At 70.8% G+C, this 22,859-nt stretch carries 23 protein-coding genes and 3 pseudogenes; 12 read left to right on the plus strand and 14 right to left on the minus strand.

What is annotated here, in order from left to right; all coding sequences use genetic code 11:
• Positions 1-91 (minus strand): annotated as a pseudogene (locus ACFV2X_RS02570) (TetR family transcriptional regulator); the annotation flags it as partial.
• Between the two features lie 91 nt (positions 92-182).
• On the opposite strand from ACFV2X_RS02570, the gene ACFV2X_RS02575 reads away from it, so the two are divergent.
• Together ACFV2X_RS02575 and ACFV2X_RS02580 are read left to right on the plus strand one after the other, a co-directional pair.
• On the plus strand, positions 183-629 hold the full coding sequence (locus ACFV2X_RS02575; protein WP_385610433.1) for an anthrone oxygenase family protein: 447 nt from the start codon (positions 183-185) through the stop codon (positions 627-629).
• A gap of 107 nt (positions 630-736) precedes the next feature.
• Positions 737-1,162, plus strand: coding sequence for a DUF4267 domain-containing protein (locus ACFV2X_RS02580; protein WP_385610436.1), 426 nt, complete (start codon positions 737-739; stop codon positions 1,160-1,162).
• 239 nt (positions 1,163-1,401) lie between these two features.
• On the opposite strand, the gene ACFV2X_RS02585 is transcribed toward ACFV2X_RS02580, so the two are convergent.
• The 4 genes from ACFV2X_RS02585 to ACFV2X_RS02600 all read right to left on the minus strand — a co-directional run bounded on the left by ACFV2X_RS02585 (position 1,402) and on the right by ACFV2X_RS02600 (position 6,614).
• Positions 1,402-4,410 carry a PQQ-dependent sugar dehydrogenase gene (locus ACFV2X_RS02585; protein WP_385610439.1) on the minus strand — a complete coding sequence of 1,003 codons (3,009 nt, stop codon included), beginning with the start codon at positions 4,408-4,410 and terminating at the stop codon, positions 1,402-1,404.
• 102 nt (positions 4,411-4,512) lie between these two features.
• On the minus strand, positions 4,513-5,274 hold the full coding sequence (locus tag ACFV2X_RS02590; RefSeq protein ID WP_385610442.1) for a hypothetical protein: 762 nt from the start codon (positions 5,272-5,274) through the stop codon (positions 4,513-4,515).
• A 206-nt stretch (positions 5,275-5,480) separates the two neighbouring features.
• Positions 5,481-5,948: a MarR family winged helix-turn-helix transcriptional regulator gene (locus tag ACFV2X_RS02595; RefSeq protein ID WP_385610445.1), complete on the minus strand. Its 468-nt coding sequence runs from the start codon at positions 5,946-5,948 to the stop codon at positions 5,481-5,483.
• A gap of 150 nt (positions 5,949-6,098) precedes the next feature.
• Positions 6,099-6,614, minus strand: coding sequence for a hypothetical protein (locus ACFV2X_RS02600; RefSeq protein WP_385610448.1), 516 nt, complete (start codon positions 6,612-6,614; stop codon positions 6,099-6,101).
• Positions 6,615-6,893: 279 nt separating this feature from the next.
• On the opposite strand from ACFV2X_RS02600, the gene ACFV2X_RS02605 reads away from it, so the two are divergent.
• Entirely contained in the window at positions 6,894-7,622 is a 729-nt protein-coding gene (locus tag ACFV2X_RS02605) for a GntR family transcriptional regulator (protein WP_385610451.1), read from the plus strand.
• A 101-nt stretch (positions 7,623-7,723) separates the two neighbouring features.
• On the opposite strand, the gene ACFV2X_RS02610 is transcribed toward ACFV2X_RS02605, so the two are convergent.
• Positions 7,724-8,302: a TetR family transcriptional regulator gene (locus ACFV2X_RS02610; protein WP_385610454.1), complete on the minus strand. Its 579-nt coding sequence runs from the start codon at positions 8,300-8,302 to the stop codon at positions 7,724-7,726.
• A 210-nt stretch (positions 8,303-8,512) separates the two neighbouring features.
• Between ACFV2X_RS02610 and ACFV2X_RS02615 the strand changes: the two genes are divergently transcribed.
• Both ACFV2X_RS02615 and ACFV2X_RS02620 read left to right on the plus strand, forming a co-directional pair.
• Positions 8,513-9,436 carry an SDR family oxidoreductase gene (locus tag ACFV2X_RS02615; protein ID WP_385610456.1) on the plus strand — a complete coding sequence of 308 codons (924 nt, stop codon included), beginning with the start codon at positions 8,513-8,515 and terminating at the stop codon, positions 9,434-9,436.
• A gap of 191 nt (positions 9,437-9,627) precedes the next feature.
• The gene (locus tag ACFV2X_RS02620) at positions 9,628-9,984 is read left to right on the plus strand and encodes a DUF488 domain-containing protein (protein WP_385610459.1); all 357 of its coding nucleotides are present in this window, start codon (positions 9,628-9,630) and stop codon (positions 9,982-9,984) included.
• A 15-nt stretch (positions 9,985-9,999) separates the two neighbouring features.
• On the opposite strand, the gene ACFV2X_RS02625 is transcribed toward ACFV2X_RS02620, so the two are convergent.
• Both ACFV2X_RS02625 and ACFV2X_RS02630 read right to left on the minus strand, forming a co-directional pair.
• Entirely contained in the window at positions 10,000-10,551 is a 552-nt protein-coding gene (locus tag ACFV2X_RS02625) for a hypothetical protein (RefSeq protein ID WP_385610462.1), read from the minus strand.
• 2 nt (positions 10,552-10,553) lie between these two features.
• On the minus strand, positions 10,554-10,796 hold the full coding sequence (locus tag ACFV2X_RS02630) for a helix-turn-helix transcriptional regulator (protein WP_014179785.1): 243 nt from the start codon (positions 10,794-10,796) through the stop codon (positions 10,554-10,556).
• Between the two features lie 151 nt (positions 10,797-10,947).
• Between ACFV2X_RS02630 and ACFV2X_RS02635 the strand changes: the two genes are divergently transcribed.
• The 5 genes and pseudogenes from ACFV2X_RS02635 (at position 10,948) to ACFV2X_RS02655 (ending at position 14,181) form a co-directional block, all read left to right on the plus strand.
• Positions 10,948-12,021 carry an Ldh family oxidoreductase gene (locus ACFV2X_RS02635; protein WP_385610466.1) on the plus strand — a complete coding sequence of 358 codons (1,074 nt, stop codon included), beginning with the start codon at positions 10,948-10,950 and terminating at the stop codon, positions 12,019-12,021.
• Positions 12,018-12,320 (plus strand): putative quinol monooxygenase, encoded by a 303-nt coding sequence (locus ACFV2X_RS02640; protein WP_385610468.1) that lies wholly within the window; start codon positions 12,018-12,020, stop codon positions 12,318-12,320. Before ACFV2X_RS02635 ends, ACFV2X_RS02640 begins: the two co-directional genes overlap by 4 nt.
• 31 nt (positions 12,321-12,351) lie before the next feature.
• Positions 12,352-12,786: a cupin domain-containing protein gene (locus tag ACFV2X_RS02645; RefSeq protein ID WP_385610471.1), complete on the plus strand. Its 435-nt coding sequence runs from the start codon at positions 12,352-12,354 to the stop codon at positions 12,784-12,786.
• A pseudogene (locus ACFV2X_RS02650) lies at positions 12,783-13,283 on the plus strand (aldehyde dehydrogenase family protein); the annotation flags it as partial. The gene ACFV2X_RS02645 and the pseudogene ACFV2X_RS02650, both read left to right, overlap by 4 nt.
• 124 nt (positions 13,284-13,407) lie before the next feature.
• Complete coding sequence (locus tag ACFV2X_RS02655) at positions 13,408-14,181, plus strand: aldehyde dehydrogenase family protein (protein ID WP_385611456.1); 774 nt, start codon at positions 13,408-13,410, stop codon at positions 14,179-14,181.
• Here ACFV2X_RS02655 and ACFV2X_RS02660 read toward each other — a convergent pair.
• Positions 14,172-14,306: pseudogene (locus ACFV2X_RS02660) on the minus strand (TetR family transcriptional regulator); the annotation flags it as partial. The gene ACFV2X_RS02655 and the pseudogene ACFV2X_RS02660 overlap by 10 nt on opposite strands.
• Positions 14,307-14,834: 528 nt before the next feature.
• On the opposite strand from ACFV2X_RS02660, the gene ACFV2X_RS02665 reads away from it, so the two are divergent.
• Positions 14,835-15,692 (plus strand): NmrA/HSCARG family protein, encoded by an 858-nt coding sequence (locus ACFV2X_RS02665; RefSeq protein WP_385611459.1) that lies wholly within the window; start codon positions 14,835-14,837, stop codon positions 15,690-15,692.
• A 30-nt stretch (positions 15,693-15,722) separates the two neighbouring features.
• Here the strand turns inward: ACFV2X_RS02665 and ACFV2X_RS02670 are convergent, their stop codons facing one another.
• From ACFV2X_RS02670 to ACFV2X_RS02685, 4 genes are all read right to left on the minus strand, one after another.
• A complete protein-coding gene (locus ACFV2X_RS02670; RefSeq protein ID WP_385610473.1) occupies positions 15,723-18,725 on the minus strand; it encodes an NACHT domain-containing protein in 3,003 nt (1,000 codons plus the stop codon).
• A gap of 105 nt (positions 18,726-18,830) precedes the next feature.
• Positions 18,831-19,697: a haloalkane dehalogenase gene (locus tag ACFV2X_RS02675; protein ID WP_385610476.1), complete on the minus strand. Its 867-nt coding sequence runs from the start codon at positions 19,695-19,697 to the stop codon at positions 18,831-18,833.
• A 37-nt stretch (positions 19,698-19,734) separates the two neighbouring features.
• Positions 19,735-20,124 (minus strand): pyridoxamine 5'-phosphate oxidase family protein, encoded by a 390-nt coding sequence (locus tag ACFV2X_RS02680; RefSeq protein ID WP_385611462.1) that lies wholly within the window; start codon positions 20,122-20,124, stop codon positions 19,735-19,737.
• A 2-nt stretch (positions 20,125-20,126) separates the two neighbouring features.
• On the minus strand, positions 20,127-20,951 hold the full coding sequence (locus tag ACFV2X_RS02685) for an SDR family oxidoreductase (RefSeq protein ID WP_385610478.1): 825 nt from the start codon (positions 20,949-20,951) through the stop codon (positions 20,127-20,129).
• Between the two features lie 106 nt (positions 20,952-21,057).
• On the opposite strand from ACFV2X_RS02685, the gene ACFV2X_RS02690 reads away from it, so the two are divergent.
• A complete protein-coding gene (locus ACFV2X_RS02690) occupies positions 21,058-21,651 on the plus strand; it encodes a TetR/AcrR family transcriptional regulator (protein ID WP_385610481.1) in 594 nt (197 codons plus the stop codon).
• Between the two features lie 6 nt (positions 21,652-21,657).
• Here the strand turns inward: ACFV2X_RS02690 and ACFV2X_RS02695 are convergent, their stop codons facing one another.
• Positions 21,658-22,761 carry a hypothetical protein gene (locus tag ACFV2X_RS02695; protein ID WP_385610484.1) on the minus strand — a complete coding sequence of 368 codons (1,104 nt, stop codon included), beginning with the start codon at positions 22,759-22,761 and terminating at the stop codon, positions 21,658-21,660.
• Positions 22,762-22,859: the final 98 nt, after the last annotated feature.

Genomic DNA, 22,859 nt, shown 5'->3' on the forward strand with positions numbered 1-22,859 from the left:
AGCCCTGCTGCTCGGCGAGTTCGCGGGCCGTCGCCACGATGAGGCGTTCGCGGTCCGCCCGTTCGCGCTGCTTGCGTTCCTGTACCGACATGATTCGACCCTAGCACCGCTAGACAAACAAGCAGCAGTAGTACTAGCGTTGCCTTGTCAGCTAGCAAGGCTAGATTTCAGGAGGGGCCGTCATGCTCAACGCACTCGAGGTCGTCACCACCGTGGTCGTCGGCCTGATGGTGGGGGTGGAGTTCTCTGTCGCCTTCGTCATGAATCCGATCCTCAAGGCCCTTCCCGACGACGCCAGCCAGATGGGCCACAGCCACGGGGGCCGGATGCTCGGCGCCGTGATGCCGTTCTGGTACATCGGCTCGCTCGTCCTCGCCGCGGTCTGGGCGGTCGCCGGATGGCACCACGACGGCGCCGGCCTCGTCATCACCGCCGCCGCGCTGCTGATCCTCAGCGTGGTCATGTCGATCCTGCTGCTCGTCCCGATCAACAACCGGGGCAAGACGTGGACCCCCGAGAACCGGCCCGCGGACTGGAAAGAGCAGCTGAACCGCTGGGAGCGCTGGCACTACGTCCGCGTCGCCGTCATCGTCGCCGCCTTCGCCCTGCTGGTCACCGCCCTCGTCTGATACCCAAGCCGCCCCGAGCCGCGTCCGCGCGGCTGATCAGCCCTCACACGACTCAGCAAGCTCCACGAAGCTCACCAAGTCGGCGAAGACTCGCAAGGAGAAGAACAATGTCGCTGAAGAAGATCAACACAGTCCTGGCCGCCGCCTTCATCCTCTTCATCCTCTGGTTCGGGACGGAGTTCATCCTGAGCCCGGAGACGACGGCGCCGGGCTTCGGCCTGCCAAGCTGGCCGTCCGGCGACGGCGGCGGCTTCCTGATCATCAAGGGAATCCGCGACGTCGTCTTGGCCCTGGTCCTGGGCATCCTGCTGGTGACGGGCCACCGCCGGGCGCTGGGCTGGGCGCTGCTGGTGGAGGCCCTCGCCGCGTACGGCGACATGACCACCGTGCTGGCCCACCACGGCTCCGTGGCCACCGCGCTCGGCATCCACGGCCTGACCGCGACGCTGATGGTGGTCAACGGCCTGCTGATGATGCACGAGACCCGCAAGGTCGCGGCCGCTCCGGCAACGCTCGCCCCGCAGCCCGCCTGACGCCACCTTGGCGCGCGTCACGACGTCGAGCGCCACTCCTGCCCTCGCTGCAAGCCGGAGCCCGGCACTCCCGTCCCGCTCGGGGCCCACCACCCCACCCGGATCGGAACCCAGGTCGCCGATCTCCTCCCGAACGGATTCGCCACCCAACCCCAGCGACCGCCCGAGAACGCACGCAGCCAGACGATGTGGGGTGGCCGGAGAGGACCCCTCCGGCCATCCCTACTTCATCGCAACGGCTACGTGCCCGCGTTGGAGTTGCCGCGCAGCTTCACGTTCGCCGTGCTCGCGTTCTTGATCGCCGTTTCGATCTGGGCCATCGAGGAGCCGGAGTCGATCCCGGGCACGGTCGAGCTGTTCACCGCGTACAGCGTGAAGGTGTACGGATGCGTCGAACCGCCGGGGCAGGGCCCGAAGTACTGCTGGGCGTTCGCGCCGCTGCCCATGGCTTTCTGTTTGGCGCCGTCCTGGCCTGGGACGTTGAAGCCGGACCCGAGCGCCTCGGGCAGTGACAGCTTGGTCGCCGGGATGTCCCAGATCGCCCAGTGGAGCTTGTTGCCGCCGTTGGCGACGTCCGCGAAGACGATGGCCCAGCTGCGACCGCCGGTGGTTCCGGCGCCCCAGGCCAGCGGGGGCAAGGGGTCCTGGCCCGCCGTTCCGTCCCCGGCGCAGGTGTGGCGTGTGGGGATGGCCGCGTTGTCGTTGAAGGCGCTGCTGCTGAGCTTGAAGTCACCGGCCGTGCCGTCGTCCGAGTAGACGATGTCGATCCGCAGGATGCGGTCGTTGCCGTCCGTGCCGTCCTTGTCGGTGGAGGTGGTGAGCCAGATGTCACCGTCGTGGTCGACCTCGACCGTACGCAGCCGGTCGTAGGTGCCCTGGAAGTACGTCTTCTGCTCGACGAGGTTCGACGAGGAGTCGATCCGCATCCGGTAGACGCGCTTCCCCACGGTGGTGGCGACGAAGACATGGTCATTGATGATGGTCAGCCCGCTGGGCGAGGCCGAGGAGGTCGACCAGGTCTTCTTGGGGGCGATGTAGCCGGAGCCGGAGCAGTCACCGCTGGTGCCCTCGCAGTTGGGCCAGCCGTAGTTGCCGCCCTTCTGGATGAGGTTGACCTCGTCCATGACGCTGTTGCCGAACTCGGACTCCCACAGGCGACCCTTGGAGTCGAAGTCCAGGCCCTGCGGGTTGCGGTGGCCGAGCGACCAGACGGCGTTGCCGAAGGGGTTGTCGGACGGGATGGAACCGTCGGGGTTGATGCGGAGGATCTTGCCGTTGAGCGAGTTGCGGTCCTGGGCCCGCGACTCGGTCTGGGCGTCGCCCATGGTGGCGTACAGCTTGCCGTCGGGGCCGAAGCGCAGTCGGCCGCCGTTGTGGTAGCGGCTCTTCTCCATGCCCTGGAGCAGCACCTTGTAGCCGCTGAGGGTGTTGTTCTCCAGGGTCATACGGGCGATGCGGTTGCCCTCACTGGAGGTGTGGACGAAGTAGAGGTAGTGGTCGGTGGCGAAGGTCGGGGAGACCTCGAGGCCGAGCAGACCGCCCTCGCCGCCGGTGGTCTGGGAGTTGGGCACCTTGCCGACCAGGGTCTTCGTACCGGACTTGGTGAGCTTGTAGACGTTGAAGGTGTTGCGCTCGGTGAAGATGCCCGTGCCGTCGGGCAGGAAGCCGAGGCCCCAGGCGACGTCGACCCCGCTCGCGATGGTGCTGACCGCGCCGGGGTCGGGGGTGCCGCCGGGCTGGGTGCCGGAGGTGGTCACCGTGATCTCGGGCGTGAAGGCTGACTTGTTGCCCTTGAGGTCGTACGCCCTGATCTTGAACGCGTACGCGGTGTTCGGGGTCAGGCCCGCGACGCTGGTGGAGGTGGTCTCGGAGGTGCCGGACAGGGCGCCGTCGCGGTAGATCTCGTAGCCCGCGACCTTGACGTTGTCGCTGGACGCGGCCCAGGACAGATCGACGGTCGTGGCCGTCTTCGACGGGGAGGTCAGGTTGCCGGGGGTGGTCGGCGGCTCGGTGTCCGGCGGGGCGGGCAGGGTCGCGATGGTGACGGCGTTGGATGCCTCCGAGGCGTTTCCGGCCGCGTCGCGCGCGAAGACGGTCCAGTCGTACGAGGTCTCGGGGTCGAGGTTTTCGACGGTCGCCGCGAGGACGTCCGGGCCGACCTTCTTCATCAACTGGCCGTGCTGATAGATGTCATAGCCGGTGACGCCCACGTTGTCGGTGGCCGCGTCCCAGGCCAGCGAGACGGTGGTGGCCGTCGGCTCCTTGTCCTTGCGGAGGTTCGCGGGGGCGGTCGGCCGCTCGGTGTCGGCGGGGCCGGTCGGGGTGACGGTCAGCTTGTCGAGGTTGGGGCCGTCGACGCCGGAGGTGGTCGCGCGGACCTTGTTGCTTCCGGCCTTGAGCGTGGCGTTCACGCTGACCGTCTTCCAGGTGGTCCAGGCGCCGGTCGCCGGGAAGGAGAGGTCGTCGGCGACGGTGGCGCCGCCCACGGCGATGTCGAGCGGGCGGTCGGCGGAGGGGCTGGCGTAGCGGAAGTCGAGCCGGGCGGGGCCGGCCTGTGCCGCGTCGACGGTGAACTCGACGTATGCGCCGGTGACGACGTCGAAGTTGACGAATCCGGTGCCGGAGTAGCCGTCGTGGTTGGACTCGGCCGCGCCCTGGGAGATCTGGGCGGACTCGGCCTCGTAGTCCGTGCCGGCCGGTCCGTCGGCGGCGGTGACATCGACGTAGTCGAGGTTGGGCCCGCCCTCGGCCGCCGCCGAGGTGGTGCGGATGGTGTTGGCACCGGCCTTGAGAGTGACGGTGGTGGTGACCGACGACCAGGTGGTCCAGGCGCCGGTGGACGGGAACGCCAGGTCGTCCGCCGTCTGGGAGCCGCCCACGGCGATGTCCAGCGGGCGGTTGGCGTCGGTGCCGTTGGCGTAGCCGAGGGTGAGGGTGGCGCTGCCCGCGGCCGGGGCGTCCACCGTGAACTCGACGTAGCTGCCTGTCTTGTTGTCGAAGTTGACGAATCCGGTGCCGGAGAAGCCGTCGTGGTTGGACTCGGCCGCGCCCTCGGAGATGACCGCGGACTCGGCCTCGTACCGTACGGGCGCGGCGGCGGCCTTCGCTCCGGAGGGCTGGGACACGGAGGGGTGGGTGCCGGAGGGCTGGGCCGCGCTGAGATTCGGCAGGGCGATGGTTAAGGCCGCGGTGGCCGCGGCGAGGAAGGCACCGACCGCTCGACGCGGTCTGTGGGAGATGGGTGGCACAGGGGTCCTCCCGCCTTGCAGACTGATAGGAAAGATTCCTAACAGTGATGCGCAGCCGACGCGTCCACGTCAAGAGGCGTGCAAGCGTTTACCGAAGGTGATCTAGACGCGGCCGGTGTGAGCGGTCGACCAGCGCATGCCACCGACCATGTGCTCCAAGTAGGCCGGGTCTCGCACCGTTGCCGTGAAGTCCGCGTAGAGGGACTCCCCGAAGCGGCGGGTGCCCGCGAACACCCATGTGCGCCAGTCGGACAGATCCGCCGCGCCCTCCAGGTCCGCGATCTCGTCGACGTCCCCCTCTTCCCACGGCTCGTCGGGGTCTTCAAACGCCGCGATCTCACTCCACAGCGGCACGTTGCGGATACGGCCCGGCTCGTAGGAGGTCACGATCTCGGCGGTTCGCCGGTAGAACTCCTCGGGGTTTCTTTCCGTCATGACATAGCGGGAGATCTGGTCCTGCCCGCCGCCACCAGTCAGCTGTTCCCCGTATACGGCTTTCGCGGTGCGCCTGGGGGTGAGCACGGTCTTGCCGTCGTCCGCCAGCAGACACCCGTCTTCGCCGACTCGCACCTTCTTGCCGAGGAGGGCGTCGAAGAGCTCACGGAACTCATCCTTCAGCCGCATGCCGTCCACGATCTCCTTGCCCCGCTCCGGGGAGAGCGGGTACCGGTCTTCGCGGTCGGGCATACCGTAACCCTCGGCCAGATACCCCTCGTCCAGCAGCCACCACGCGTCCACCAGCAGAATCAGGGGGAAGGATGCCTCCTGTGGAACGAACGGGGCGTCGGGGTTGATGATGTGCACCCTGCCGCGGAGGGTGCGCCCTTCGACGGAGTCGATGGAGACGGCGAAGAGATCGGTCATGGCGCGGTTCCCTCTCGTCGGGCGCGGGTCGCGACGGTCGCGGCGCCGTTCGGTGGCCGGTCCGGCCGAAGCCGGCGGCTCCGTCCGGTGTCCGTACGGCTGCCGCAGCCGTACGCCGTCCGGCGAGCACGATCCGCTTCCCCCGTACATCCATGACAGGGACCATAACCACAGTCTGTGACAACGGACTTGTTCAGAAGCAGGTGCTAGACCGGGGTGCCGCCGGTGTTGCGGATCATCCGCTGAAGGACCTTCAGGGTGGTGACGTAGTCGGCGTCGTCGACGCCGTGGTGGATACGGTCGCGGATCGCCGGGGCGTGCTGCTTGAGTCCGGCGCGGGCCTCGTCGCCGGACTCGGTGATCCACAGCCGCCGCTCGCCGTCGCGGGTGAGCCAGCCGCGCTCCAGCAGAACCTCCGCCTCGGCCTCCAGATCGTCCTCGGGCCTGAGGTAGCCGCTCATGGCCTGCTGGAGCTCGGCAATGGTCATACCGTGGCCGTCGGGTGAGATGTCGTTCTTCGACAGATTGCGCAGCAGCCAGTACTGGGGCTGGGTGAATCCGAACTCGGCCAGCTGGGCTCGAGTGAAGGCGATCAGGGACTCGTAGGCCACGCCGGTCCAGTACGCGGCGGGCTGTGCGGCGAGTTCGGCGTCGGAGAGGTGCCGGGTCTCCATGAGGGCGCTCCCTACGCGTGATGATCACTGACCCGAGCAACGTAAAACGTGAAGTGAGGTTGAGATCAAGACGAACGGGCCGGCGTCGAAGCGGTGCCGCTCCGGCATGGCCCGGGGGACGCGTGAACCCCGGGCCGCCGCACCTGACTGCTATGTGTACGGGTTGTCGGCGCTGTTGCCCGGGTAGAGGATCGGGCCGTGGCTGCCGTTCTTGACGTAGACCACGGCATTGATCGCCCGGATCTTCCACGAAGCCTCGAAGTGCAGGTTGTACCAGGCGTCAGCCGGCTTGCCGCAGGCGTGGTCGTACCGGTTCCAGTGCACGGGACCGCCCCACGTCTGCCCGCTGACGCCCAGGACTTGGAGCTGGACGCCGACCTGCTTGCCGTCGCACTTGGTGTCCCGCACCGACATGCTCACCTGAGTCAGCTTCTTCGCGCCCCAGGTCACGGTCACGCTTCCGCAGCCCCGCGAGCCGCACGCGTCGCTGCGTCCCGTGGCGGCGGCGATCGTGTGGGCGGCGTTGTCGGTGTGGCCCGATGCGGCGAGGGAGGTTCCAGGGGCCATGAGCAGCCCCGCCGTCGCCGCGGTGGCGACGGCCAGCGACCTCCACGGTCCGTGCTTCGACGCCTTCATCTCCGTCGTCTGCGTCATCTGCGTCTTCATATGCGCTGAGCTCCTTCGGATCGCCGTCAGCCGCCGTCTCGCGGCCGAACGATCCCCAGGCTCGCCACCCCGGCGAAGGCCGCGCCAGGGTCACGGGCGATTGCGGGACAAGGAGGGATGAAAAGAGCCATTGCCTGCGGAAACACCGTCCCGGACGGGATTCGCCGGAACACTCGCGGGCCACGGCAGCCCGATATTCCGGGCCACAAGCCAACACCGCCATGACGGTAGCCTGTGTATACAGGCAGGTGTGCAGGTGGATCGACAAGGAGAGCCACGATGGCCCGGGCGACCGGCAAGAGCGAGGCCGTCTACGAGCGGCTGAAGGGGGACATCGAGTCGCTGCGCCTGAAGCCCGGGGCGAAGCTGAGCGAGGTCCAACTCGGCGAGGAGCTGGGGGCCTCCCGTACCCCTGTGCGCGAGGCCATCCGCCGACTGTCCGCCGAGGGGCTGGTGGACTTCGTACCGGGCGAGGTGGCGCGGGTGGCCGCCATTTCGCTGGGCGGGGTGCGGGCGCTCTTCGAGATCCGGATGTTGCTGGAGCCCCGGGCCGCGGCCCTGGTCGCCACCTCGGGGGCGGCCGACGAACGCGTGCTGGCTCCGTTCCATGAACTGCTGGCGCGGCTGGACGAGTTCGAGGAGTCCTTCCGGGCACTGGACGCCGCCGGGCAGACACGCGGCTATCAGGACTTCTACGTGCTGGCCGAGGGCTACGACCAGGCGGTCATCGCCGCGTGCCGCAATCCGTACCTCGCCCGTACGATCCGCGATCTGCGCAGCCAGACCGTACGGCTGCGGCATCTGTCGCACAGTGGCCCGCGGCGCATGCTGACGTCGCTGGAAGAGCACCGCGCGATGCTGAAGGCGATCGCGCACGGGGATGCCCAGGCGGCCGAGTCGGCCTCGCGGCACCATCTGGCGCAGACCCTTCAGGCGCTGATCGACAGCCTGACGAGCGGCGAAGGCGCGGCGCCCGGCGTGGAGATCCAGTTGGACATCGCCCGTTGAGCCACTGAGCCTCAGAGCCACTGAACCTGAACCACTGAGCCTCAGAGCCGCTGAGCCTCAGCCACTGCGCCACCGTGCCTCAGCCACCGTGCCGCTGAGCCCTACTCCGACGGACACTTCCCCGCGGTCGCGGCTTTCAGCTCGTCGAGCGCTTCCCGGATGAGTTGCGCCAGGTCGCGCGGGTCCGGCTCCTCGACCCAGCACTCGAACGCGACCTTGAAAACGGCGATGCCCGCCTCGGCGATCAGACTCGCGGCCGGGTCCCCGACGCCGCGCTGACGCAGGGTGTCGGTCAGCGCCGCGGACCAGGCCGCGAGTTTGATCAACTCGCGCTCCCGGAGCTCCGCGTTGGCGGCGATGACGGCCTGGCGCTTTCGGGCGTGGGCGTGGCGCCCCTGGAACGCGGCGGCGACGGCTTCGAGGGCCGCGGCCACCGCGTCGATCGGCGCCACGTCAGCGGGTAGGTCGGCAACGACGCCCACGAAGAGCTCCTGAAGCGGGCCGCCGCCCGCGAACAGCACCTCCCGCTTGTCGGCGAAGTGCCGGAAGAAGGTCCGCTCGGTGAGCCCCGCCCGCTTGGCGATCTCCGCCACCGTCGTCTGCTCGAACCCGCGCTCGCTGTAGAGCTCCAGCGCCGCCTGTTCTAGTCGCCCGCGCGCGTTCGGCTCCCATCGACCCATGCCGCCGATCCTACGCGATGACAGTGAATGACATCAGATGAGATCAGGTGCTACGGTCGATGACAGTGACTGACATCGCCTATCGGTCCGTCCTGGTCGCCGCGCCCTGCCGTGCGGCAGGGATGGCTGCCTTGCCACCCGATTCACCACCCGATTCACCACCCGATTCACCGGCCGACTTACCGGTCGGCCTTACTGGAGGTCTCTCTCATGCGCGTTTTCGTCACCGGCGCTTCCGGCTGGATCGGCTCCGCCGTCGTACCCGAGCTCATCGGCGCCGGCCATCAGGTCGTCGGGCTCGCCCGCTCGGACGCCTCGGCCGCCGCGCTCACCGCGGCCGGTGCCGAGGTGCAGCGCGGCACCCTCGATGACTTCGACAGCCTGCGGAGCGCGGCCGTCGCCTCGGAGGGCGTGATCCACCTCGCCTTCAAGCACGACATCGCCTTCTCGGGGGGCTACGAGGAGGCCGCCGAGGCGGATCGCCGCGCCATCGAGACATTCGGCGACGCACTCGCGGGTTCCGGGCGGCCGTTGGTCATCGCCGCCGGGACGCTCGGGCTCACACCTGGGCGCGTGGCCACCGAAGCGGACGGCACCTCCAACCACCCGACACCCCTGGGCGGCGGGCGGAACGCCAACGCACAGCTGACGCTGTCCTTCGCGTCCCGCGACATCCGCTCGTCGGTCGTGCGGCTCGCCCCGACGGTGTACGGCGAGGGGGACCGCGGCTTCACCGCGATGCTGGTCGACATCGCCCGCACCCGCGGCGTCTCCGGCTACATCGGCGACGGGACCCAGCGCTGGCCCGCCGTGCACCGATTCGACGCGGCGCACCTCATCCGCCTGGCGGTCGAGAAGGCCCCGGCGGGATCGATGCTGCACGCCACCGGGGACGAGGGCGTGCGGATCCGCGCCGTCGCCGAAGTGATCGGGCGCCATCTCGACCTCCCCGTCGTCTCCGTCTCCCCCGAGGAGTCGGCCGAGCACTTCGGCTGGCTGGCGGGCGTCCTCGCGCTCGACGGCCCGACGTCGAGCGTGCTGACCCGTGAGCTTCTGGGGTGGCAGCCGGCCCACCCCGGGCTCATCGACGACCTCGGCAAGGGCCACTACTTCCGCACCCCGACCGCGCCCTGACCGCCTGACCGGCCTGACCGCCAGACCGGCCCGGCCGGCTTGCCCGGCCGGGCCGGCCGGACTGAACCGCAGGTGCCCCGTCTCGGCCGGCTGACAATGGAAGCAGGACCGCATCGCATGGCGGGCCGAGTCAGCCGGCGGTGCGGACGTCGGATACTCGAGATCGAGACTCCAGAAGGGGTGACGATGCCATGCAGGAGGTGCGCTCGCGCCGCGTTTACGAGCAGGCCGAACGGTCCGACGGCAGGCGCGTACTGGTGGACCGGCTGTGGCCGCGCGGCCTGTCCAAAGAAAAGGCCCACCTGGACGAATGGCTCAAGGCGGTGGCGCCATCCGATGAGCTGCGCCGTTGGTACGGCCATGAGCCCTCCAAGTTCACCGAGTTCAAGCGCCGCTACAAGACCGAGCTGACAGAACCGGACCGGGCCGAGGCATTGCGTCACCTGCGTGACGAGGCCCGGACCGGCCCTGTGACGTTGCTGACCGCGACAAAGGACATCGAGCACAGCGAGGCGGAGGTTCTCGTGCAGCTCATGTGCTCGAAGTAGGACAGCCCCGCGGGCTCACGTCATGCTGTCGGCCGTCGTCACCACAAATGCCTCGTCGTCGGCCGGCTCGTCCTGGGCCATCAGACCGGCCACCCACAGCGGCATCAGCCAGTGGGCGACGAGGGTGGCGATGAGCACGGGCGCCACATAGGCCCTGGGCGCGTCGCCGCTGGCGGCACCCGCCATCAGCAACCCGGCCGCGGCCGTGACCAGCAGCAGGGTCATCACCCGGTGGGCACGGGCCAGGACCCGGCTGCGCTCGGCCGACTGCCGCTCGTCCAGGACGCGTTCACGCAGTTCCAGCAGACCGCGGGTGGCGGCGTTGATCACCCCCGTCGCGATCATCCAGGGCAACAGCAGCACCGCCATCACGAGGATGGTCCACATCGGCTCGGATTCCGCGAGGTAGAGGTGGGTCATCAGCGCCCCGAAGGCCGCGGTGAGCGTGATGTGTACGGCGACGACCAGGCGTCGGCGTGCGGCCGTGGCGTACAGCGGCCGCCCTTGGGGGTTGTTCATCAGCCGCACCATGCGCCGGTCATAGTTGGTCATTCGAGTCGTCGGCATGGCTATTTCCTCCCGTAGACCTCGTCCGTGAGCGGCCGGAACGGCTCGAGGGAGAACAGCGCCTCCACCGGCAGGCCGAAGAACTTCGCGATCTTCAGCGCCAGGTCGAGGCTTGGGTTGTACTGCCCTCGCTCGATGTAGCCGATGGTCTGGTAATGCACCCCTACCGACTCGGCCAGGCTCTGACGCGACACTTTCCGCTCGGCGCGCACCATCGCCAGTCTGTTGTGCACCTGCTCGCTCATGTATAAGAAGTACTACATTCCGAAGCATGGTCGCAACAGAACCGCCGATACGGGTCCGCCTCCACCCCGCCCCTCCCCATGGCCTCCTTGTACGCACTGCTGTATACAGAACTGGATACAGTTATGTACCCCTGACGCGAGGACAAGCCTCATGCCGCATACCGTCGGCGCCGCCGGCCTGCTCCGGTTCGCCACCGCCGCCGCCGAAGCCCATGGCGTACCGCCCGGGGACGCCCGCCTGCTCGCGGACACGCTGGTGACCGCGGAGCTATGGGGACATCCCTCCCACGGGATGCTGCGTCTGCCGTGGTACCTGGACCGCCTCGCCACCGGCGCGACGGCCCCGGTCGCCGACCCGCGGATCGTGAGTGACGGCGGGGCGGTGCTCGTGGTCGACGGCCGGGACGGGCTGGGACAGGTGCTCGCCGGCCGGGCGGTGGATCAGGGCGTCGAGCGGGCCCGGGAGCACGGGATCAGCGCGGTGGCCGTACGCAACTCCGGTCACTTCGGCACCGCCGCGTACTTCACCCGCAAGGCCGCCGCACAGGGCTGTGTCGCGGTCCTCGCCACCAACGCCAGCCCGGCGATGGCCCCGTGGGGCGGGCGGGAGAAGCGCATCGGCACCAACCCCTGGTCGATCGCCGCGCCGGGCGGCCGCTACGGCACGGTCGTGATGGACATCGCCAACACCGCCGTGGCGCGCGGCAAGGTCTACTGCGCGAAGGAGCGCGGGCGGCCGATCCCCGAGGGCTGGGCGGCCGATGCCGACGGCGTGCCGACCACCGATCCGCGCCGGGCCGTCGAGGGGCTGATCCTGCCGATGGCCGGCCATAAGGGGTACGCCATCTCGTTCATGTTCGACGTGCTGGCCGGGGTGCTCACCGGCAGCGCGTTCGGGAGCTCGGTCGTCGGTCCGTACCGGCCGTCGGGCCGCAGCGGCGTGGGCCATCTGCTGCTCTGCCTGGACATCCGCGCGATGGCCGAACCGGCCGAGTTCGAGCGGCGGATGGAGACGCTGATCGAGGAGACCAAGGCCACCCCCACCGCGCCGGGCGTGGCCGAGATCTTCGTCCCGGGCGAGCCGGAGACCCGTACCGCCGAGCGGCTGCGCACCGAGGGCATCGCGGTCGCCGAGGACACCTGGCGCTCCCTCACCCGCGCCGCCGCCACCACCGGCGCACCTCTGCCCACACCGACCATGACGTCCAAGGAGCTCCCCGCATGATCGCGCTGACCGTATCCCTCCAGGTCGTCCCCGGCAGCCGCGATGAATTCCTGGCCGCCATCGAGGAGAACGCCGAGCGCTCCTTCCACGACGAACCCGGCTGCCGCTCCTTCGACGTCGTCTGCGATCTCGACGACGACCACCACTTCGTCTTCCACGAGATCTACGACGACGAGGCCGCCGTCGCGGCCCACCGCTCCGCCCGGCACTACGCGGTCTGGCGCGCGGCCGCCGCGAAGTACGTGGTGCCCGGAAGCCAGGTCAACACACTCTCCCACCGCCTGTTCCACCACTCCTGACCCCGTATCCCCAGATTGGAACCCCACCCCCATGTGCACCGAGCCCACCCCACCGAACCTGCTCATCCACCCCGACGAGGTCGAACGCTTCGACCGCGGCGGAGGTGTCGCCACCGTCCCCTACGTCGGCAAGTGGAACTCCGACACGGCCCTCATCACCACCGGCCAGACCGTATTCCAGCCGGGCACCGGACTCCCGCTGCACAGCCACAACGTCGAGGAGTCGGTGCTGATCCTCGAGGGCGAGGCGACGGCGGAGATCGACGGCGGACTCTTCGACCTGGAGCCCGGCCAGGCCACCTGGGTCCCGGCCGGCGTGCCGCACCGGTTCTTCAACCGGGGCGAGGGTGTGATGCGGATCTACTGGGTCTACGGCGGGCGGGATGTCACCCGGACCATCACCGCCACCGGCGAGACCTTCGCGCACCTCTCCGAGCACGACAAGGGAGGGGCACCCACCGCATGAGCGACACCACCATCGAGGTCGTCAACCCCGCTACGGGCCGGCTCATATCGGCCGTCGAGGGTTGGGACGCCGAGCGCGTCGAGGCGGCCGTGGAGCGGGCACATACGGCGGGCCGCGCCTGGGCGCTGGTCCCGGTCGCCGAACGGGCGGTCCGCGCCGCCCGCCTCGCCCACGCGCTGCGCGAACGCCGGGGCGCTCTCGCCTCCCTGGCCGTGGCGGAGATGGGCAAACCGGTGCGGGAGGCGGAGGGCGAGGTCGAGAAGTCCGCGCTCACTGCCGAGTACTACGCGCGGCAGGGGCCGACCATCCTCGCCGACCAGCACATCGAGGTCGACACCGCCGAGGCGGCCTGGGTGTCCCATGAGCCCCTGGGTCTTGTGCTGGCGGTCATGCCGTGGAACTTCCCCGTCTGGCAGGTCATGCGCTTCGCCATCCCCTCCCTGGTGGCGGGCAACGGCGTGCTGCTGAAGCATGCGTCGAACGTGACCGGGAGCGCGCTGGCTCTCCAGGACCTGTTCGTGGCGGCGGGTTTCCCCGAGCACCTGGTGACCGCGCTGCTGATCACGGACCGAGGTGCCCGAGGTCACGGCCCGGCTCATCGAGGACGACCGCATCGCCGCCGTGACCTTGACGGGCAGCGACCGGGCGGGCGCGGCCGTGGGCTCCGCGGCGGGGCGCGCGGCGAAGAAGTCCGTTCTGGAGCTGGGTGGTTCGGACGCCTTCGTGGTCCTCGACGACGCCGATGTCGGGGCGGCCGCGGCGGCCGCCGTGCAGGCGCGCTTCGCCAACTCCGGCCAGAGCTGCGTCTGCGCGAAGCGGTTCATCGTCAGCGCGTCGGTGGCGGACGCCTTCACCTCCGCGTTCGTGGCCGGTGTCGAGGCGCTGCGGGTCGGCGACCCGCGGGAGCCGGACACCCAGGTCGGCCCGCTGGCACGGGACGATCTGCGCGCGGCGATCCACCGGCAGGTCCAGGACTCCGTGGCGGCAGGGGCCCGCCTCCTCACCGGAGGCCGCCCCCTGCCGGGCGACGGCTACTTCTACGAGCGGACCGTCCTGGCGGACACCGGACCGGGCATGGCCGCCTTCGACGAGGAGACCTTCGGCCCGCTGGCCGCCCTCGCCGTCGCCCGGGACGACGAGGACGCCGTCCGGCTCGCGAACGCCACCGCGTACGGGCTCGGCCTGAGCGTATGGACGGCGGACCCGGCCCGCGGTGTGGCCCTGGCCCGCCGCGTGACCAGCGGCGCGGCCTTCGTCAACGCGATCGTCGCCTCGGATCCGCGGCTGCCCTTCGGCGGCACGAAGCGGAGCGGATACGGGCGGGAGCTGGCGGCCGCGGGCATCGTCGAATTCACCAACACCCGTACGTACTGGGTGGGACGCTGGTCGGCCTGATCGCGTGCGACCAGGCGCCGGACCAGGGCGGTGAGCAGCGCCTGGCGGGTGCGGTAGTAGGCGGAGGTGGTGCCGGGCGGCAACTGCGCCGCCCGGTCCACCGCGTGATGGGCCAGCCCTCGTATCCCGGCCTCGGCGAGCACGTCGGCATCGGCGGGCCGGCCGCCGCGATCGGCCTGCGGCTGATCGGCTGGGCGGTGACGGTCGTCGAACGCGCCCGCGCACTCGCCGATGTGAGCGCGGGCATCTCCCTGCACGCCAACGGCCTCCGCGCCGAACTCCACCGCCTGCTGCGCGCCATCACCGAACGCCCCATCCCCGCGGCCACGCTCGCCGCCACGCTCGCCGGCGGGCGCACCGTCCCCGCGGCGCTGTCCCGTTACGACGCCGAACGCCGCCCGCGCAGCCAGTCCGTCGCCCGCGCCGCCCGCCAGGCCGGCCGGATGGGACAGCGGCTGACGCACCCCTGGCCATCGCCGCGCGCAACACCGCCCTCCGACCGGCCCCGTCCCGCGTCACCGTCCAGGCAGTCCTCCGACACGGCGACTGGGCACCACCGCGGCTGCCGGCCGCTCGCTGATCATGTACGACGATGGGGGCGTACGAGGCACGACTCGGCTGTTCTGCGAAGAATACGAAGTAACGGAGTACTCATGATCACAGTGCTGGGAGCCACCGGTGGACAGGGCGGCGCGGTGGCACAGGCGTTGCTGGCGTCGGGGCAGGCCATCCGCGCCGTGGTCCGCAACCCCGCCGAACCGCGGGCGCGCCGGCTCGCCGACCAGGGGGTGGACGTGGTCCCCGGCAACCTGTCCGACGCGGCGTCGCTGACGGCGGCCTTCGAAGGCGCGTCCGCCGCCTTCGCGGTGACCACGCCGTTCGAGTCGGGCACGGACGCGGAGGTACGGCAGGGCCAGGCGATCATCGAGGCCGCCGGGCGGGCGGGGCTCGAGCATCTGGTGCTCGCCTCGGTGGCCTCGGCGGACCGCTCCACCGGCATCCCCCACTTCGAGAGCAAGGCACGGATCGAGCGCGTGCTGGCGGAGGCGGGCCTGCCCGCGACCGTGGTCGCGCCGACGTACTTCTTCGAGAACGCCATGGGCGGCCTGGACGAGATCGCCCAGGGCACCCTGTCGCTCGCGGTCCCCGCCGACACCCCGCTCCAGCAGATCGCCCGCCGCGACCTGGGCGCGGTCGTGGCCGCCGTGATCGCCGCCCCCGAGCGCTGGATCGGCCACCGGGTGGAGGTCGCGGGCGACGCGCCCACGCCGCGGCAGATGGCCCAGGCGATCAGCGCGGCGGCCGGCGGCCCGGTCGAGTACCGCCATGTGCCGCTGGACCTGGTCCGGCAGGCCAGCGCGGACATGGGAGCCATGTTCACGTTCCTCACGGAAACCGGCTATTCCGTGGACATCCCCGCGCTGCGCGACGACTTCCCGGGCATCGCCTGGACCTCCTTCGCGGACTGGGCCGCCGATCAGCGGTGGCCGCAGCCGCGTCCGCTGGGCTGAGCCGGGGCTGTCCCGTGTGATCAGGCCCGGTCAGGCACGGACCAGGACGATCGTCTCGGTCGGCGTGATGGTGCCTTCGGCGCGACGCTGAAGCACCAGAAAGCCGGCCGCGACGTCCCGGTAGGCGTCGGCCAAGTCGGGCCGCTGGAAGAACCGGTCCATCACCGCTGCCATGGTGAGCGCGGCGATCCGCAGATACGGGCCGTCGGCGGGATCCATGGCGTGCGGTGCGTCGGCGAGCACCCCGGCCCGAGAAGCGATGAACTCTGCCATTTCGCGGATCGTGGGCCTCAGCCGCTCCGGCGCGTCGCCCGGAAGCAGATCGTCGAGGAACCTCGCGCACGCGGCAGCCAAGGAGTGACGGTTGTCCGGGAAGTGGGATTCACGGCCGACGGTCATGGGGCCCAGCCCGTTCAGCAGCGGTCCGCAGCGTTCCGCGAGGGGCTGTGTCCCCGAAGCGGAACGAGCGTTCCCGTTCCCCAGCTCGCCCAGCGAGTAGAGGAGCGCCACACACCGGGTGGCCCACTCAACTCGCGCCGGGAATCCTAGATCGGTGAATTCGCCGTCCAGGAGCCGTAGTCCGGCCTCGGCACCGTTGAGATTGATCCGAACCTCTCCCGCGCGAACCCGGGCCATCAAGCCGCTGTCCATGTCGCGTGCGTGGATGATCCGGCGGGTGAGCTCGCGGTCGGTGCGAAGTTCGCGAAGTTCGTAGGCGACATCGAAGCCAGAAGTGCGACCGCGGCCCACGTCGGTTCGGAGGCTGATTGCGCGGGCGAGCCCGAGGCACCCCTCGGAGAAGATGATGTCGTCCTCCCTGCCCCAGCCGAGCCACGCACCATCCGCCGCACCCGCCGGAACCGCCCACGGATGCTCGCCCCCGCTCGGCACCCACAACAACGGCGGGGCGTCGGGCCCCGCCTCCGGGTCACCTTGGCACCACACCGACTGCTGGCCCGGCCCGAGGACCAGCCCGAACGCCTCGTCCTCCGCCTCCGCCCGGGTGGGCAGCCGGTAGCCGAACTCACCGCCCGCGCGAGCATTCACCCACTCCACAAAATCCCGCGCTTCTGTCCTCGTCATCCCGACCGCGATGTCGTCGGCCGGGCCGTCGGTGAGCCCGTGGGCCGCGGGGATGTCGCGCTCCGCCGCGAAGAGCCGGTAGACCTCCTTCGTCACCGGCCGCGCACAGACCAGGGTGTCCTCACCGAGCCGTACGATCTGCCGGAGCGAGCGGGCCAAGGTGACCCCCGTCATCAGCCTGCGCCTAGGTGAGACCACCGGGCCATCCATCAACTGCTCGTGCAGGGCCCGGAGACGGCCCGCCGTGGCCGGGGCGAGCTCGGTGGCCTCTTCCTCGCAGTCGAAGGCGAGCGCGAGTTTGTTGATGGTGAGGGTTTCCTCCCCGGCGAAGCAGGCCTCCACCACCGGCGCCGGATCCACCCGCGCCGCGTACAGCAGCGTGGTCTCCCGCCACCAGTCGTCGTCGACGCCGGCGACCAGGACGTCGGCCAGCCCCCGGTGCTGGATGTGCAGGGCGGCCAGGTGCTCCTGGAGGGTGAGATGGGCGAACGCGTACAGCTCGCGCTCCCGCTCCACCAGCAGCCCGCTGGAGACCATCGCGTCCAGGAACTCCCGCGAGGACATGGTCGCGGCGACCCTCAGGAGGACCGGCCGCAGCACCTCGGACGCGTACTCGCCCCGGATGTCCCGCAGCCGGTCGGCCATCATCACATACGCCAACTCGCGCGCGACCAGCTCCTTCTTGGCCCCGCTCAGCTCGTCCGGCGCGGCCGTGGCCCCCTTCGCCTCCTGCCGCCGCCACAGCAGAACCTCGCAGATCTCGCCGTACAGCTCCGCGCGGCTGCCCGGCAGCGCGCCCCGGTAGCGGTGGACGTTCGCGATCATCGTGAGCAGCAGGGGGTTGGCCGCGAGGTCGTACAGGACCGGGCGGGCGTGGAGGCGTGCGAGGAGGTCCCGGGCGCCCTCCTCCGCGCGGTCCGCCACGGCCGCGTCGTCCGTGCCCGTGCTCAGCCGCTCGATGGCGCGGTACCAGCCGTGGACGAAGCGGGTGATCTGCTCCCCCGTGAAGCGGCGCACCTGAAGCACGCGGGCGCGGTTGACGGGGGCGCTCGCATAGCCGTGGGGACGCGAGGTGAGCACGAAGTCGTTCGGCTCGTACTGCTCGATCTGTTCCTCGACCCACTTGGACACATTGCGCCGGTCCTCCTCGCGGGCCACCTCGTCCAGCCCGTCCAGCAGCACCACACACCGCCCGTCCTGGAGTTGCCGCTCGAACCAGCCGGGCAACTCGTCGTCCGGCGGGCGCCGCAGGGAGGCCCCGATCACCTCGGGGAGGGTGATGGCCGGGTTCGCGCTGATCGCCCCGGTGTGGTCCCGCAGAAGCAGCAGTACGGGCAGGTCGCGGCGGCCCCGCCCGCCGCGCTCCCGGGCCAGGCCCAGCGCGAGGTGCTTGAGCATCGTGGTCTTCCCGGTGCCCGGGGCACCGATCACCGCGAGCGCCGCGCCCTCCGGCCGGCCGAGGAATTCGCGGATCGACCGGCGTACGGGTATGCCGCCGCCCGGCGGCGGCCCGGGCACCGGACCCGCCAGCGACTCCTGCGATGCCTCGTGCGTCGGCCGGGGCACCAGGCTGACATCGACGAACACCTCCTCCAGGCCCGGGGTGTAGTCCCCGCGCGTCGCCAGCCCCTTGAGGTCGATGAACCGGTGGTGCCGCAACACATAGGCCCGGTAGTCCCGTTCGAAGCGGGATATCCGCCACTTCAGCCGCCGGTCGACGGCGTCGGCGGCCCGGTCCACCCACCGGTCGGCCACCTTGCCGTACACCTTCGCCGCGAACGCGATGGCGGCCAGCGCGGCCTCGTACGCCAGGAAGAGGAACAGCGCCACCACCGGATGGGCGGCGACGGACGACCAGAACTTGGCGCCCACCACCGCCGGCGGCCCCACACTGGCCGCCGCCAGACCGGCCTTGGTCAGGAGCTCCGCGCCCTTGCCACCACCCGCCACAGCCGTCGTCCCCCTCGCGCCTTCACGCCCTCGCGCCCTCGCCCGCTCTGCGTGCACTTCTCGTGACAATCTGTATAGCGCACAGCGGGGCGTGGCCGTGCCGAGTTACGGGTGGCGGAGGCCGAGTCGGTCCGCCCACGCCGAGATGGCGGCGGCCATCAACGCCGGTTGGTCCTCAGGGGTGTGATGGCTGGCCACGGCCTCGGAGTGTTCGATCTCAAGACCGGCGATGTTGGCCGCGCACCACGCGATGATGTCCGCCTGCATCATGGCCCCCGGCCAGGGCTGATACGTGAGCAGCAGCTTGGGCACTTCGGGGCTGGCCGCCAGCCACCGGTCGTACGCCTCGATCCTGGCCACGACGTCGGCGGGCTCGCCGCCCAGCGGCATCGAGCGCGGCCACTGCAGAAGCGGCAGCCGGCTCTCCCGGGTGGGGTAGGGCTTGCGGTAGACGTCGTGGTCGCCCTGGCTGAGGGGGGTGGCGACGGCGGCGGGCAGGGCCTGTTCGATGAAGGCGTTCTCGTCGAGGATCATCGCCTCGCCGACGCCGTCGGTCTTGATCGCCCGGAACAGCTCCCGGCCGCCCTCGGGGAACTCCTCCCAGGCCATCGGCTTGACGATGGTCTCGGTGAACGCGATGCCGCGCACCCGGTCCGGGTGGCGCGCGGCCCAGTCGAAGGCCAGCGCGCCGCCCCAGTCGTGACCGACGAGCACCACGTCCTGAAGGTCGAGCGCGTCGAACCAGGCGTCCAGGTAGTGGGCGTGGTCGGCGAAGGTGTAGTCGATATCGGGCTTGCCCGACTCACCCATGCCGATCAGGTCGGGGGCCAGCAGCCGTCCGGCCCCTACGGCCGGCATGACGTGCCGCCACAGATAGGAGGAGGTCGGGTTGCCGTGCAGAAAGACGATCGGCACTCCGGTGCCGGACTCCCGGTAGTGGATGGTCGAGTCGTGGATGCGGAGGACGGGCATTGCGGTTCCTTTCCCGGTCCGTTCAGTTCAGTTCGGTTCAAGGGAGGTTGAGGCTGGTGGAGCGGTCGACCGAGATCTCGATGACCACGCGGCCGGGCGGGGCGGGTGGCGGCGCCCCGTAGCGCGCGGTGTAGCGGCGGGCGCCCTCGGCCACCCGATCGGGTGCGTCGTGCACGGTGGCAGAGCCTTCGAGCGTCACCCACCGGAACCCCACCGCCTGGCAGAGCGCCGCGCGCCCGCCCGGCCCGGCGGTGAGGTTCCTGGCCTTGCGCGTCGTGTCGACGGTCAGGACACGGGCCAGGCCCGCCCGGGCGTCCCAGGTGAAGCGCACCGCGACCACGTGGGGCGAGCCGTCGGGGCGCAAGGTGGTCAGGGTGGCGATGTGCGGCTCGGCGAGGAAGTCCTCGGCCGACGCACTCACCGGCACCCTCACCGGAAGGCCGCGATATTGCGCTCGGCCCAGCCGGCGAAGGTGCCCGGCGCCCGGCCCAGGATGTCCGCGACGTCGGGGCTGACCTGCCGCTCCTCCTCGGTCGGCGCGCCCAGGAGGGCGAGGGTGCCCTCGACCACGGGCAGCGGCATGAACCGCGCCATCAGCTCATGGGCCTCCTCGCGGGTCTGCTCGGTGAACCGCACCGGCTCTCCCAGCGCGGCCGCGATCGCGGCGGCCCGCTCGCGCGGGGTGGTGGGGGCGGGGCCGGTGAGGGTGTAGACGGCGCCCTGGTGGGGGGCCTGGTCGCGCAGCACGGCGGCGGCGACCGCGGCCACGTCGTCGGGGTCGACGAAGGGCAGTCCGATGTCGCCGAAGGGCGCCGCGGCCTGCCGCGCCGTACGGATCGGCTCGGCCCAGGCGAAGGCGTTGCTGTCCAGCCCGCCCGACCGCAGGATCGTCCAGTCAAGACCCGACTCCCGTACGGCCGCCTCGAACTGGCCCGCGTGTTGGTACACGTCCGGGCGGGTCCCGGCGCCCTGGGAGGACAGCAGCACCACCCGGCGGATCCCGGCGGCCTTCGCCACGCCCAGGATGCCCTGCGGGTCCTCCCCCGCCACCAGCAGGAACAGCGCCTCCGCCCCGTCGAACGCGCCCCGCAGACCGGCCGGTTCGGCCAGATCGGCGGCCACCGCCCGCACCTCCGGGGCCGCGTCGGCGTCGGTGATGTGCCGGGCCACGGCCGTCACCGGCACCTGGGCCCCGGTGAGGGTCCGCACCAGCGCCCGTCCGACGTTTCCGGTCGCACCGGTCACAACGATCATGTCGATCTCCCTATGCCAAGAGTCTTGGGAATGAGTTAGTTGGCTGACTAACTCGCTGAGGCAGACGCTAGCACGCTTCGACCACCGGTTGTCTATAGTTAGTCGGGTGACTGACTCAGCGGATGCGCCACCTCGCCGGCAGAAGGCCGTCGGCAAGCGACAGCGGCTGACCGCCGCCGCGGCACGGGTCCTGCACGAGCAGGGCGTGGAGCGCACGACCATCGCCGATATCGCCCGCGCCGCCGATGTCCCGGCGGGCAATGTGTACTACTACTTCAAGACCAAGGACGAGCTGGTCGAGGCGGCCCTCGCCGAGCACGGCGCCCATCTGAAGAGCCTCACCGACCAGTTGGACCAGCTCCCCGACCCACGCGAACGCCTCAAGAGGCTCGTGGCCGCGTGGGTCGGCGGGCGCGACATCGCGGCCCGCTACGGCTGCCCCACGGGCACCCTCGCCGTCGAAGTCGACAAGCGCGCCGAGGGCGGCCTCGACCTCGCGGCGGGCCGGGCCTTCCGGCAGCTGCTCGACTGGGCGGAGAAGCAGTTCCGCGAGATGGGCGTGGCCGACCCCGACGGGCTCGCCATCGCGCTCGTCGGCGCCTACCAGGGCATGTCGCTGCTCTCCAACGCCCTGCGCGACCCGGAGATCATGACCCGCGAGGGGGCCCGCCTCACCCGCTGGCTGGACACCCTGACCTGAATCAGCTCACAGGGTCCACAGGTGCAGGGCGTCCCAGTCCTCGGACCAGGTGAGCCAGGTGCCGTCGCCCAGCGCCGTGGGCCAGTTCGACAGCGGGAACGGGTACTCCACCTGCCCGGTGAGGCTCATCCGCGCCGCGTCCAGCAGCCAGTTGCGGCCGCCCTCGCCCCCGGCCAGGATGTCGCTCTCGACCGTCCCCGTGATGACGGTGTCCTCGTCGAGGAAACCAGCGCTGTGGTCCCAGAACACCTCCTGGTGCATGAAGCGCGTATCGGCGTGGCGGGGCACCTCGGTCTCGGCGTCCGCCTCGGCGAAGACCGAACCGTCGGTGGCGCGGTGCGCGGCAAGCGTCTCCTGGTGGAGGGTCGCCGTCAGGAAGCGGTCGCCGGACGGGCTGACCGCGAGCAGCACGCGGTTGTCGTCGCCGAGCCGGTCGGCGGTGAGCGTCCGACCCTCCCGGCTGCCCCACAGCAGCGGCGATCCGTCCTCCCCCTCGCTGACGCTCAGACCCATCCGCCCGGGGTCGGGGTGCGGCACATGGTACGAGGCGACGCCCGACGTCGCCGTGTCCATCCGGCCGAGCACCCGGCCGTCCGCCGCGTCGAGCACCAGCCACTGGTCGAGCACGCCCGGGGAGGCGGCGGCGTCCGAGGCGAGCGGGCCACGGAGGTGGGCCCACACCAACGCGCCGTCCGCCGAGACGGCGGCCGAGCCACTGCCCGGGTGCTGATGGTCGTCCCGATCCGCGTACTCCTCGAGCGACCCATGTAATCGGCGGCAGCACCGCTGCCGGCAGCCGTGCTGGACCTCCCACCGCACCGCGCCCGTCGCGTCCACGGCGCGCAGCGCGTGCACCCCGGCGAAGACGGCGAGGTCCAGGCGCGGGGAGACGGTGACGGTGCCGAAGCGGCGCGGCCAGGGCGCCGGGAAGCGGACTGTCGCGGCCTCGCCCCCGGCGGCGCACTCATCGAGGTCGTACGCCACCACCTCGGCATCGCCGCGCTGCACGATCAGCCGCGCCTCCGGCCCGATCTCCGGCATCGGGGCGTCCGCCGCGGCCAGGTCCAGGGGCGCGGCGAGCGTGGTGACGAGACGGGCGGCGTAGGTCATGGCCCCTCCGGTGTGGACGGCATGGGGAAAACCGTACGGGGAGGGTCTGACAATGGCCCCCGGCCAGGTGTGATGCCCGTCGCTGCCGGGCGCCGAAC

Origin of the sequence: Streptomyces sp. NPDC059679, assembly GCF_042734105.1 — a bacterium.
GTDB lineage: Bacteria > Actinomycetota > Actinomycetes > Streptomycetales > Streptomycetaceae > Streptomyces.